This window comes from Falsiroseomonas stagni DSM 19981 (assembly GCF_900114315.1).
Classification (GTDB): Bacteria; Pseudomonadota; Alphaproteobacteria; order Acetobacterales; family Acetobacteraceae; genus Falsiroseomonas; species Falsiroseomonas stagni.
The window spans coordinates 32737-44559 of sequence record NZ_FOSQ01000005.1; the positions used below are offsets into that span (position 1 = coordinate 32737).

General features: G+C 70.2%; 15 protein-coding genes. 5 read left to right on the plus strand and 10 right to left on the minus strand.

The window, feature by feature from the left end; translation table 11 throughout:
* Nucleotides 1-17 precede the first annotated feature (17 nt).
* The gene (locus BM041_RS14320) at nucleotides 18-908 is read right to left on the minus strand and encodes a LysR substrate-binding domain-containing protein (protein WP_092960570.1); all 891 of its coding nucleotides are present in this window, start codon (nucleotides 906-908) and stop codon (nucleotides 18-20) included.
* A 103-nt stretch (nucleotides 909-1011) separates the two neighbouring features.
* On the opposite strand from BM041_RS14320, the gene BM041_RS14325 reads away from it, so the two are divergent.
* Genes BM041_RS14325 through BM041_RS14335 form a run of 3 tightly spaced genes read left to right on the plus strand, consistent with a single transcriptional unit; the run spans nucleotide 1012 to nucleotide 3784 of the window.
* Entirely contained in the window at nucleotides 1012-1905 is an 894-nt protein-coding gene (locus tag BM041_RS14325) for a hypothetical protein (RefSeq protein WP_092960571.1), read from the plus strand.
* Nucleotides 1906-1909: 4 nt separating this feature from the next.
* Nucleotides 1910-2740 carry an MBL fold metallo-hydrolase gene (locus BM041_RS14330; RefSeq protein ID WP_092960572.1) on the plus strand — a complete coding sequence of 277 codons (831 nt, stop codon included), beginning with the start codon at nucleotides 1910-1912 and terminating at the stop codon, nucleotides 2738-2740.
* A 54-nt stretch (nucleotides 2741-2794) separates the two neighbouring features.
* Complete coding sequence (locus BM041_RS14335; RefSeq protein WP_092960573.1) at nucleotides 2795-3784, plus strand: tripartite tricarboxylate transporter substrate binding protein; 990 nt, start codon at nucleotides 2795-2797, stop codon at nucleotides 3782-3784.
* Here BM041_RS14335 and BM041_RS14340 read toward each other — a convergent pair whose 3' ends face one another.
* From BM041_RS14340 to hemP, 3 genes are all read right to left on the minus strand, one after another.
* The gene (locus tag BM041_RS14340) at nucleotides 3785-4549 is read right to left on the minus strand and encodes an SDR family NAD(P)-dependent oxidoreductase (RefSeq protein WP_092960574.1); all 765 of its coding nucleotides are present in this window, start codon (nucleotides 4547-4549) and stop codon (nucleotides 3785-3787) included. It lies immediately after the preceding gene.
* A complete protein-coding gene (gene hisD, locus BM041_RS14345; protein ID WP_092960575.1) occupies nucleotides 4549-5856 on the minus strand; it encodes a histidinol dehydrogenase in 1308 nt (435 codons plus the stop codon). The genes BM041_RS14340 and hisD overlap by 1 nt, the downstream gene beginning before the upstream one ends.
* 75 nt (nucleotides 5857-5931) lie before the next feature.
* The gene (gene hemP, locus BM041_RS14350) at nucleotides 5932-6093 is read right to left on the minus strand and encodes a hemin uptake protein HemP (RefSeq protein ID WP_092960576.1); all 162 of its coding nucleotides are present in this window, start codon (nucleotides 6091-6093) and stop codon (nucleotides 5932-5934) included.
* Between the two features lie 103 nt (nucleotides 6094-6196).
* Here hemP and BM041_RS14355 point away from each other — a divergent pair, with 103 nt between their 5' ends.
* Nucleotides 6197-6538, plus strand: a complete 342-nt coding sequence (locus BM041_RS14355) for an ArsR/SmtB family transcription factor (RefSeq protein ID WP_217648726.1) — start codon at nucleotides 6197-6199, stop codon at nucleotides 6536-6538.
* Here BM041_RS14355 and trxC read toward each other — a convergent pair.
* Nucleotides 6535-6966 carry a thioredoxin TrxC gene (gene trxC / locus BM041_RS14360; RefSeq protein WP_092960577.1) on the minus strand — a complete coding sequence of 144 codons (432 nt, stop codon included), beginning with the start codon at nucleotides 6964-6966 and terminating at the stop codon, nucleotides 6535-6537. The two genes, BM041_RS14355 and trxC, sit on opposite strands and share 4 nt — an antisense overlap.
* An 83-nt stretch (nucleotides 6967-7049) precedes the next feature.
* Between trxC and BM041_RS14365 the strand changes: the two genes are divergently transcribed.
* Entirely contained in the window at nucleotides 7050-7571 is a 522-nt protein-coding gene (locus BM041_RS14365; RefSeq protein WP_092960578.1) for a rhodanese-like domain-containing protein, read from the plus strand.
* Between the two features lies 1 nt (nucleotide 7572).
* On the opposite strand, the gene BM041_RS14370 is transcribed toward BM041_RS14365, so the two are convergent.
* Genes BM041_RS14370 through BM041_RS14390 form a run of 5 tightly spaced genes read right to left on the minus strand, consistent with a single transcriptional unit; the run spans nucleotide 7573 to nucleotide 11731 of the window.
* Complete coding sequence (locus BM041_RS14370) at nucleotides 7573-8901, minus strand: LLM class flavin-dependent oxidoreductase (protein WP_092960835.1); 1329 nt, start codon at nucleotides 8899-8901, stop codon at nucleotides 7573-7575.
* Nucleotides 8902-8924: 23 nt separating this feature from the next.
* Nucleotides 8925-9728, minus strand: a complete 804-nt coding sequence (locus BM041_RS14375) for a MetQ/NlpA family ABC transporter substrate-binding protein (RefSeq protein ID WP_092960579.1) — start codon at nucleotides 9726-9728, stop codon at nucleotides 8925-8927.
* A gap of 17 nt (nucleotides 9729-9745) precedes the next feature.
* On the minus strand, nucleotides 9746-10399 hold the full coding sequence (locus tag BM041_RS14380) for a methionine ABC transporter permease (protein ID WP_092960836.1): 654 nt from the start codon (nucleotides 10397-10399) through the stop codon (nucleotides 9746-9748).
* Nucleotides 10400-10404: 5 nt separating this feature from the next.
* Complete coding sequence (locus tag BM041_RS14385; protein WP_245762093.1) at nucleotides 10405-11526, minus strand: methionine ABC transporter ATP-binding protein; 1122 nt, start codon at nucleotides 11524-11526, stop codon at nucleotides 10405-10407.
* A gap of 13 nt (nucleotides 11527-11539) precedes the next feature.
* On the minus strand, nucleotides 11540-11731 hold the full coding sequence (locus tag BM041_RS14390) for a hypothetical protein (RefSeq protein ID WP_092960580.1): 192 nt from the start codon (nucleotides 11729-11731) through the stop codon (nucleotides 11540-11542).
* Nucleotides 11732-11823: the final 92 nt, after the last annotated feature.

Genomic DNA, 11823 nt, shown 5'->3' on the forward strand with positions numbered 1-11823 from the left:
GGTCAGTTCTATGGCCTTTATCGGCTGGGCGCCGGGCTGTCCAGTTGCGCCAGGATCCAGTCGCGGAAGGCGGCGATGCGGGGCGGCAGGGGATCCGCATCCCGGATCATGAGGTGGAAGGCGCCGGCCGATCGCAGCGCCACCGCGAAGGGCTGCACCAGGCGGCCGGCCTGGAGGTCGGCCTCGATGAAGCCCAGCCGGCCCAGCGCGATGCCGAGCCCGTCCAGCGCCGCGCTGTAGGCGACATCCGTGCTGGTGAAGGCGATGGGCCGCGGCAGGCGCACCGGCGGCGCGCCGGTCAACGCGTACCAGCGCTGCCAGTCATCGGCATCGCGCGGCGTCTGCAACAGCGCGTGGTTTGCCAGGTCCTGCGGCTGCGCCAGCGGCGCGGCATGGCGCAAATAGTCGGGGCTGCACACCGGGACCACGACGCGGTCCAGCAGCTTGTGGGACCGCAGCCCCGCCAGCGCCGGGCGATCCGGCCCGATGGCGACATCCATGTCGGCGGGCGGCTCATCCTCCGGCAGCGCGGTGGTGATGCGCACGGGCAGGTCCGGATGCAGCGCCTGGAAGCCCGGCAGCCGCGGCAGCAGCCAGAGCCGGATGAAGAAGCGCGATCCCCAGATATGCAGCGTCTCCGGCCCGCCGCTGGCCAGCGCCTGCGTGCCATCCCGCAGCCGTTCCAGCGCGTCCCGCACCACGGGCAGGTAGCGGGCGCCGGCCTCCGTCAGCCGCATCTCCGACGCGCCCCGCTGGAACAACGGCAATCCGAGGAAGGCTTCCAGCTTGGCGATCTGCCGGCTGACGGCACCCGGCGTGACATGCAGCTCCGCCGCCGCGCGGCTGAAGCTGTTCAGCCGGCCCGCCGCTTCGAAGACGCGCACGGCATTGAGCGGTGGCAGACGCATCGCCCGGGGCCTTGTGACTTTTCCTCAACGCCCACGTGACCATAAGTCGTTTGCCCCGGCAAGCCACGGCGTCTCAACTTCCCAGCATGGGAGAGAAACGCACATGCTGATGGATGTGGCGGACAGGCTGGCACCGGGTGTCGAGGAGCTGGTGCCGGGACGCCTTTATGTGCTGCGCAGCCTCTGCCCGCTGGATGGGCGGATGAGTTCCTACCCCGCCAATGCGCGCGGCTTCACCGCGGTGAACTGCTACCTGCTGGTGGAACCTGGCGCGGCGCTGATGCTGGATACCGGCTTCACCGCCCATGCGAAGGGCATCCTCGCGCAGCTCGCCAGCGTGCTGCGGCCGGAGACGCGGCTTTCCGTCTATCCGCTGCGCCTCAACGAATTCATGTCCGTCTGCAATGTCGAAGTCATCGCCGACCATTTCGACGTGGAGCAGTGCTATTCCGGCAATCCGGACGCGGCGCTTTGGGTGGATTTCGGCGGGCGGTCTGACCAGGCGGGCGCCATCGCCAGGCCGATGAAGACCACGCTGGTGGCGCGGGTGCAGACGCTCCAGGTCGGCGATGGCGATGCCCGCCCCGTCGATGCCTTCCAGGCGCCGATCCGGCTGATCGGCACGCGCTGGCTGTATGACCGCGCCACGCGCACGCTCTTCACCTCCGACAGCTTCACGCAGGAATGGAGCGACGAGGAGCACGGCCCCTGGAACGTGGAGCGCGCCGAGGATCTCCGCGGCCCCGCCCATCTCCGCAGCTTCCTGCTGAACACGCGCTACTGGTGGCTGGAAGGCGGTGAGACCGACTCACTCCGCCGCAAGCTGCGCGATGTCTTCGACCGGCATGAGATCACGACCATCGCCCCCGGCTATGGCCGCGTGCTGCGCGGGCGGGACGTGGTGCGCCGGCAGTTCGAGATGATGGACGAGGTGCTGGCCGGGCTCGCCCGGGGCGTCGCGCGATCCCGCTACATCGACCGCGACGAGATCAGGTGATCCCATGAACCGACCGAATCCGCTGCCGCGGGAGATCACGCCGGGTGTCTTCTGGCTGGGCGACTGCCTGGAACAGCGCGCCAAGGGGAAGATCTACCACACCTACAACGCCGCCTTCCTGATCTGCGGGACGGAGGCGTCGATGCTGGTGGAGACCGGCCACCCCAAGGATTTTCCCCTCATCGACCGGCAGATGCAGGAGATCCTGGCGACGCGCGCGTCGCTGAAATACCTGTTCGTCACGCATCAGGAAACGCCCCATGCCGGCGGCCTCGGCCGCGTGCTGAGCCGCTATCCCGAAGCGCTGCTCTGCGGCGATGTCAGCGACTACCACCTGGCCTTCCCGCAATATGAACACCGCCTGCTGGCGATGAAGGAAGGCGATCGCATCCCCCTCGGCGGGCGGGACTTCGTGGCGGTGGAGCCGGTGATCCGCGACCTCCGCACCACCTGGTGGGGCTTCGACAGCGGCAGCCGGGTTCTCTTCCCCGGCGACGGCTTCGCCTACAGCCACTACCACGAGGACGGCCATTGCGGGCTGTGCGCGGAGGAAGCGTCGTCGCTCGACCTGCCCGACGTCTCCGCCGTCTTCGCGGATCGCGCGCTGTTCTGGACCAAGTTCACCGACATGAACCACTACGTGGACCGGCTGCGGCTGCTGCTGGAACGGCTGGATGTGAAGGTGATCGCGCCCAGCCACGGGCTGCCGATCCTCGATCCGGAGGCGACGGTGCCGAAGCTGATCGAGGGCCTGCTCTATGGCGGCTCCGTCCCTGAATCGGGCACCGAGACCGGCCTCGCGCCGCCGCCCGACCTGATGGTGCCTGCCCAATAGCTGCTGCCCCCGCCTGGCGGGGACCAAGAAGAACGAAACCTGGGGAGAGGAACGATGCGAGACGCTTGTCCGCCGGCGTTTGGCCGCCGGGGCTTCGCGGCGATGGCGGCGGCGCTGCTGCCGGCCTCCGCCGCCCGCGCGCAGGAATGGCCCGCGCGCCCCATCCGCATGATCGTCCCGGGCACCGGCGGCGGCGGGATGGATGTGATCGCGCGCGTGATCGCGGACCGCATGGGCAGCATCCTCGGCCAGCCCTTCGTGGTGGAGAACCGCGCCGGCGCCGGCGGCAACATCGCCGTCGATGCCGTCGCGAAGGCGGCGCCGGATGGCTACACCGTGCTGCTCGGCCAGACCGCGCATTTCGCCATCAACCCCTCGCTCTATGCGCGGCTTCCCTTCGACACGCAGCGCGACTTCATCCCCGTGGTGCAGCTGGCCGATGCGCCGAATGTGGTGGTGGTGGGGGAGGGATCGCGCCATCGCACGCTGCAGGATGTGGTGGCGGAGGCGCGCCGCACGCCGGAGGGGCTGCACCTCGCCACCCCCGGCAATGGCACCGTCTCCCACCTCACGGGTGAGTTGTTCCAGGGCGTGGCGGGCATCCGCTTCACCCATGTGCCCTATCGCGGCGCGGCGGCGGCGGTGACGGATGTGATCGCGGGGCGCGTGCCGCTGATGATGTCTTCCGTCCCCACGGCGCTGTCCAACATCCGGGATGGCAGGCTGCGCGCCATCGCCGTGTCCGCCGCGCGGCGCAGCCCGGTGCTGCCGGATATCCCCACCATCGGCGAACAGGGCTTTCCTGGATTCGACGCCAACACCTGGTATGGCCTGTTCGTGCCGGCCGGCACGCCGGCCGCCGTGGTGCAGCGCCTGAACACGGCGGCGAATGACGCGCTGCGCGCCCCCGGCGTCGCGGACCGCGTGCGCCAGGAAGGCGGCGACATCGTCGGCGGCACGGCGGAAGCCTTCGCCCGCATGGTCGTGGCCGATGCGGCGAAGTGGTCGCGCGTGGTGCAGGAATCCGGCGCGCGGGCGGACTGACTAGCCCGCCGTCCAGCCCCCATCCACCAGCAGCGACGATCCCGTCATCAGGCTGGCGGCGTCGGAGGCCAGGAACAGGATCGCGCCCATCAGATCCTCCACCTGGCCAAGGCGCCCGAGCTTGATCTTCTGCACGACGCTGGCCTTGAAGGCCGCGTCCTGCAGGAAGGGCTTCGTCATCGGGGTCTCGATGAAGGTGGGGCAGAGCGTGTTCACGCGGATGCCGTGGGGGGCGAGGTCGATGGCCATCGCACGCGCGATGCCCTCGATCGCCCATTTGGACGCGCAATAGACGCTGCGCCGCGCTCCGCCGACATGCCCCATCTGGGAGGAGACATGGATGATGGCGCCGGGGATGCCGGCCTCCGTCATCCCCTTCGCGACGGCCTGCGCCACGAAGAAGGCGGCGCGGACATTGAGGTTCATCACCGCGTCGAAATCCGCTGGCGTCACATCGGGGAAGGCGGCGGGGCGGTTGGTACCGGCATTGTTCACCAGCACATGGAACGGCCCGGCCTTCGCGATCTTCGCGGTGGCGTCGTCGATGTCGGCGACATCCATCGCCAGCGCCTCCGCCGATCCGCCTTGCGCGCGGATGTCCTCGGCCGCTTCCCCGATCTCGCCGGAGGATCGCGCGGCCAGCACGACATGCGCGCCGGCCTCCGCCAGCGCGCAGGCGGCGGCCAGCCCGATGCCGCGCCCCGCCCCCGTCACCAGCGCGCGGCGCCCGTCCAGCCGGAAGGACGGCGTCCTCGGCAAGTCCATCACTCCGCCGCCTGCCCGTAGGGCACGTTCAACCCGCCATAGCGCCGCAGCCGGATGTTGGCCTGCTCCGCATGCCCCACGAAGCCCTCCAGCATGCAGAGGCGGGAGCAATAGGCGCCGACCATCGCGCTCGCCTCATCCGTCAGCACGCGCTGGTAGGTCACGGTCTTGAGGAACTTGCCGACCCAGAGTCCGCCCGTGTAGCGCGCCGCCCCCAGGGTCGGCAGCGTGTGGTTGGTGCCGATGACCTTGTCGCCATAGCTGACATTGGTGCGCGGGCCGAGGAACAGCGCGCCGTAATTGGTCATGTTCTTCAGGAAGAAATCATCGTCGCTGGTCATGACCTGCACGTGTTCGGAGGCGATGCGGTTGGCCTCCCGCAGCATCTCCGCCTTGTCCTCGCAGAGGATCACCTCGCCGTAATCCTCCCAGGCCTTGGCGGCGATGCCGGCGGTGGGAAGGATGGTCAGCAGGCGCTCCACCTCCCGCATCGTGTCGCGGGCCAGCTTTTCCGAATCGGTCAGCAGGATGGCGGGGCTGGTCGGGCCGTGCTCCGCCTGGCCGAGCAGGTCCGTCGCGCAAAGCTCCCCGTCGACGGTGTCGTCCGCGATCACCAGCGTCTCGGTCGGGCCGGCGAAGAGGTCGATGCCGACGCGGCCGAAGAGCTGCCGCTTGGCCTCCGCCACATAGGCATTGCCGGGGCCGACCAGCATGTCGACCGCCGCGATGCTCTCCGTCCCCAGCGCCATGGCGCCCACGGCCTGCACGCCGCCGAGGACGCGGATCTCATCCGCCCCCGCCAGATGCTGCGCCGCCACGATCGCCGGCGCGGGCTTGCCGTTGTAGGGCGGCGCGCAGGTGGCGATGCGCGGCACGCCCGCGACCTTCGCCGTCACCACGGACATGTGGGCGGACGCCAGCAGCGGATACTTGCCGCCCGGCACGTAGCAGCCCACCGAATTGACGGGGATGTTGCGATGGCCGAGCACCACGCCCGGCAGCGTCTCCACCTCGATGTCCTTCATCGATTCGCGCTGGTGCTGCGCGAAGTTGCGGACCTGCTCCTGCGCGAAGCGGATATCGTCCAGCGCGCGGGCGGGCAGTTCCGCCAGGCAGGCGCGGATCTCGGCATCCGTCAGGCGGAAATCGCTGCGGTCCCAGCCATCGAACTTCGCCGACATCTCCCGCACCGCGGCATCGCCGCGCTTCGCGATATCGGCCAGCAGCGCTTCCACCGTCGCGCGGACCTGGACCTGCGCGGCTTCCTTGTCATCCGCCGCGATCGAACGCTTGAGCCATTGGGCCATCGCCGGTGTTCCCGCCTTCCTTGGTGGCGGGAAGGTGCCGTGGGGGCGGGGCGCAGGGCAATCCCGCCGGGCGGCCTATTTCGTCAGGATCAGCTTGTCCTTGCTGGTCAGGCGCAGGCGATAGACCTCTCCCCCATGCAGGATGGTCGCTTCCCGCCCGCCCTGGAGCAACGTCTCGCTGGTCAGGGTGGGGGCAGGGGCGGGGGGCGGTTCAGGAAGGGGCGGCGCTTCGGTCAAGGGTCATGTCCCGGCTGGTCGGCGCCAGTATATCGCAAATGCGAAGCACTCGCAATGACGGTGGCTTGATTGCCCCGCCGCGCCGGCACACATGGGCAGGACGATGCCCGATGCCCCGATCCCCACCACCCTGACTGCGCCCGGCGCGGCCGCGATGCAGGAACGCGCGGCGGAGGCCGCGGCGCTGCTGCGCCTGCTGGGCAATGAACGACGCCTGCTGGTGCTGTGCCAATTGCTGGTGGAGGGGGAGGCCCCGGTGGGCAGCCTGGCGGCGCATGTCGGCCTGTCCCAGCCCGCCCTGTCGCAGCATCTGGCGAAGCTGCGCGATGATGGGCTGGTGGCGACGCGCCGCAGCGGCACCACCATCCACTACCGCATCGCCGATCCCCGCGTGGCGGCGCTGATCGCCACGCTGAAGGACCTGTTCTGCAGCGATAGCGCCTAGCGGCTGCGCGCCCAGGCCACGATCTGCCGGGCCGGCAGCGCCCCGGCCTGGCGCGCGACCTCCTGCCCTCCGCGGAACAGCGCGAGGGTCGGGATGCTCGTGATCTGCAGGCGCGCGGCCAGCGCCGGCGCTTCCTCCGTGGATATCTTCACCAGCCGCATCGCCGGCTCCAGCTCCTGCGCCGCGGCTTCGAAGGCCGGGGCCATGGCGCGGCAGGGACCGCACCAGGACGACCAGAAATCCACCAGCAGCGGGATGGAGGACAGCCTCAGGTGCCGCTGGAACCCGGCCTCATCCAGCGCCAGCGGTTTGCCGGTGAAGATCGGCTGGTGGCAGGCGCCGCAACGCGGGTGCTCCGCCAGCCGCGCGGCCGGCACGCGGTTGGCCGCGGCGCAGTGGGGGCAGGGGAGGGTGAGGGAGTCACTCATGGGGGTCTTCCCTTTATATTAGATGATACTAACTTAGAGACATCTGATATAGTGCCGCGCCGCCGCGACCCAAGGAGCCTGCCATGTCCCTGCCCCTGATCGATGCCACCCGGGCCGCCGCCCTGCTGCGCGAAGGCCGCGCCACGCTGGTGGATGTGCGGGAGGCCGATGAAAGGGCCCGCGCCCATGTGCCGGGATCCGCCCATTGGCCGCTGTCGCGGCTGGACCAGGCGGAGGCCCCGCAGGGGGCGGTGCTGATCTTCCACTGCGCCTCCGGCGCGCGCACCACGCAGGATGGCGCGGCGCTTGCGGCCAAGGCGGGCGGCTGCGACGCCTTCGCGGTCCAGGGCGGCCTGGCCGCGCTGCGGGGCGCCGGCGTCCCCATCGCGGAGGATCGCCGCGCGCCCCTGCCGCTGATGCGCCAGGTGCAGATCGTGGCGGGCAGCCTTGCGCTGCTGGGTGCGGTGCTGGCCGCGACGGTGCATCCCGGCTTCATCGCCCTGTCCGGCTTCGTCGGCGCGGGCCTGGCGATGGCGGGCATCACCGGCTTCTGCCCGATGGCGAATGCGCTGGCGGCGATGCCCTGGAACCGCCGCCCCGCCTGACTCAGGCCGGAAAGAAACGGTTCGCCGGCCTTTCCAGGCCGAGATGCTCGCGCAGCGTGGTGCCCTCATACTCGGTGCGGAACAGGCCGCGCCGCTGCAACTCCGGCACCACCCTGTCGCAGAATTCCTCGAGCCCGGCGGGCACGAAGGGGAACATCACGTTGAACCCGTCGCAGCCGCGCCCGTCCAGCCAGCGCTCCATCTCATCCGCGATGGTGGCCGGCGTGCCGACCATCGCCAGCCCGCCATAGCCGCCGAGCCGCTGCGCCAGTTCGCGCACCGTCAGATTCTCCCGCCGCGCCATGGTGATGGCGCGCTCGCGGCCGGACTTGCCGCCCTCGGTCTCGGGAATCTCGGGCAGTGGCGCGTCCAGCTCGAACTGCCGCGCATCCACGCCGAGCGCGACGGAGAGCGATCCGATCGCACTCTCCAGATGAACCAGGCTGTCGAGGTGCCGGTGCTTCGCCCGCGCCTCCTCCACCGTATCGCCCACGATCACGAGCGCGCCGGGCAGGATCTTGATCCGGTCCGGGTCGCGCCCGTAGCGCGCGGCGCGCCCCTTCACATCGGCGTAGTAGGCCTGCGCGTCTTCCAGCCTGCCACCGGCGGCGAAGACCATCTCCGCGGTCTCCGCCGCGATCTGCCGCCCGGCGTCGGAAGCCCCTGCCTGCACGATGACCGGCCAGCCCTGCACCGGGCGCGCCACGTTAAGCGGCCCGCGCACCGACAGTTCCGGCCCCTTGTGGTCCAGCACATGCATCCGCGCGGGGTCCCAGAAGATTCCCGTTTCCTGGTCACGGATGAAGGCATCGTCGGCGAAGCTGTCCCACAGCCCGGTGACGGCGTCGTAGAATTCCCGCGCGCGCTTGTAGCGTTCCCCATGCGCCATATGGGCGTCATGGCCGAAATTCAGCGCGGCATCGGGGTTGGCGGTGGTCACCAGGTTCCAGCCCGCGCGGCCATTGCTGATGTGGTCCAGCGAGGCGAATTTGCGGGCGACGTGATAGGCATCGTTGTAGGTCGTCGATGCCGTCGCGATCAGCCCTATCCGCTCCGTCACGGCGGCGAGGGCGGGCAGCAGCGTCAGCGGGTCGAAGCTGGTCACGGTATGGCTGCGGCGCAGTGCCTCGATCGGCATGTTCAGCAGCGCCAAATGGTCCGCCATGAAGAAGGCGTCGAACTTCGCCGCCTCCAGCCGCTGGATGAGGGTCTTCAGCCGGGGAAAGCTGAAATTCGCATCCGCCCAGGCGCCGGGATAGCGCCAGGCGCCGGTGTGGATGCTGACCGGGCGCATGAAGGCGCCGAGGTGCAAGCGTCTTGCTGCCGTCATCGGCGCCTCCTGCGGCATGTGGATCAGAAGGCGGGAACGACGGCGCCCTGGAAGGTGGCCTGGACGAAGTCCTTCACCTCCTGGTTCTGGTAGGCGGCAACCAGGCGCCGCACCCAGGGCGCGCCCTGGTCCTGCTGCCGCACGGCGATGAGATTGGCATAGGGGCTGTCGCAGGATTCCAGCGCGATCGCGTCCCGCACCGGGTTCAGCCCGGCGGGGATGGCGAAGTTGGTGTTGATGGTGGCGGCCTCCACCTCCTCCAGCACCCGGGGCAGCTGCGCGGCTTCCAGCTCCACCACGCGGATGCGGCGCGGATTCTCCGTGATGTCGGCAACGGTGGCGCGGAAATCCGCGCCGTCGCGCAGCCTGAACAGGCCGTTGGCGGCCAGCAGAACCAGCGCGCGGCCGCCATTCGTCGGATCGTTCGGGATCGCCACGCGCCCGCCCGCCGGAATCGCCGCCGCGCTGCGGTGGCGACGGGAATAGAGGCCCATCGGGAAGATCATGGTCTTCGCGACGCTGACCAGCGGCAGGCGCCGGTCGCGCACCTGCTGGTCCAGGAAGGGCTGGTGCTGGTAGCTGTTGGCATCCAGGTCGCCGGCCGCGAGCGCGGCATTCGGCTGGATGAAGTCCTGGAACTCGACGATGCGGATCGCGAGGCCATCGCGCGCCGCGATCTCCCGCACCTTCTCCATCACCTGCGCATGCGGCCCGGCGGTGACGCCGATGCGCAGCGGCCGCTGCGTGCTGCCGATGTCCTGCGCGCGGGCGGCCGTGGCGAAGGGCAGCGCGGCGCCGGCCAGCGCCAGGGTGCGACGAGTGATCATGGCGTGTTCCTTCTTCTTCAACGATGCGACAGCCGGCGCACCAGCCAGTCGCCCAGCGATTGCAGCGCCTGCACGAAGACGATGAGGATGACGACGACGGTGGCCATCACCTCCGGCATGAAGCGCTGGTAGCCGAAACGAATGCCGAGGTCACCCAGCCCCCCGCCGCCCACCGCCCCCGCCATGGCGGAGAAGCCGACCAGCGAGACCAGCGCGACGGTCGTGGCCGCCACCAGCCCCGGCAGCGCTTCCGGCACCAGAACCTTGGCCACGATCTGCATCCGCGTGGCGCCCATGGCGCGCGCGGCCTCGATCACGCCGGGGTCCACTTCCCGCAGCGCATTCTCGAACAGCCGGGCCAGGAAGGCGGTGGCGGCCAGCGCCAGCGGCACGATGGCCGCGCCGGTGCCGATGGAGGTGCCGGCCACCAGCCGCGTGAAGGGCACGATCGCCACCATCAGGATGATGAAGGGCGTGGACCGCGTGGCATTCACCACCAGGCCGAGCGGCCGGTTGAGCCAGGCATTCGGCGCCAGCCCGCCCGGCGCCGTCGCATGCAGCAGCAGCGCGATGGGCAGGCCGATGATGACGGCGATGGCGGCGGAAGCCCCCACCATCAGCGCCGTGTCCCACAGCGCCTCCACCAGCAGGTCCTGAAGCGCGGGGGCCAGCCAGCTCATGGCGCGATCTCCGTCACCGTCAGGCCCAGGTCGCGCATCCAGCCGAAGGCCGCATCGATGGCGCCATCCGGCCCATAGGCTGCCAGCGCCATCACGCCGAAGGGCTCCCCGGCAATGTCGTCCACCCGGCCGGAGACGATGTTGATGTCGAGCCCGAAATCCCGGCTCGCCTCGCTCACCACCGCGCGGGTGGAGTTCGGCCCGGTGAAGACCACCTGCGCCAGGCGGCGCCGCTCCCCCGGCCGCGGCGCGGGCAGCCGGGCCAGGGTGCTGGCCGGCACGCCATGGCCGATCACCTCCGCCACGAAGCTGCGCGTCGTCGGGTGTTCGGGCCGCGTGAAGACGGAGAAGACGGGGCCATGCTCGATCACGCGTCCCGCCTCCATCACGGCGACGCGATCGCAGATCGCCTTCACCACCGCCATCTCATGCGTGATGAGCAGCACGGTGAGGTCGAGCTTCGCGCGCAGGTCGCGGATCAGCGCCAGGATCTCCCGCGTCGTCTCGGGATCGAGCGCGCTCGTCGCCTCGTCGCACAGCAAAATGCGGGGGCGCGAGGCGAGGGCGCGCGCGATGCCGACGCGCTGCTTCTGCCCGCCGGAGAGCTGGGCGGGATAGGCGTCCCGCTTTCCCTCCAGCCCCACCAGCGGCAGGATTTCCGCCACGCGCGCGCGGCGTTCGGCGGCGGGCAGGCCGGCGACTTCCAGCGGGAAGGCGACATTCTCCGCCACCGTGCGGCGGCTGTGCAGGTTGAAGTGCTGGAACACCATGCCGATGCCGCGCCGCGCCGCCCGCAGCCCCGCATCATCCAGCGCCAGCAGATCCTGCCCCAGCACCGTCACGCGGCCCGCATCCGGCCTTTCCAGCAGGTTGACGCAGCGGATCAGCGTGGACTTGCCCGCGCCCGACCGCCCGACGATCCCGAAGACCTCTCCCTCCCGCACGCTGACGGAAACATCGTCCAGCGCCAGCGTATTGCCGCGGGCGAAACGCCTGGTCAGGCGATCCAGCGAGATCGCCCAGGGGGTCACAGGAGGGGAGGGACTGTCCGGCATGGCGTCGGCCATGTGGCGCGGCGCCGGGGGCGCGGCAACCCTCTCCGCAAGCAGGTCAGCCATCGACGTCGTTGCGTCAGTGGGTCCGCCGCGTCGCCCGCGCCAGCACCAGCCGAGCGACGCGCGCGACTTCCTCGGCACTGCTGAAATGCGTGCCGTGCAGGTCATCCAGCACGGGATCGACCGCGACGAAATGCCAGGACAGGGAAGCATTGACGGCAACGCCGACGAAACGGCCATCGATATCGATGGGACGGGATTCGATCATGGGAAGCACTCCGGAATCGTGACCAGGGACGGTGTCGTGGGGCGGCCTTCAGCCGCGGCGACAGCGCCGCATTCGCCGCGGGCCCGGGCAGT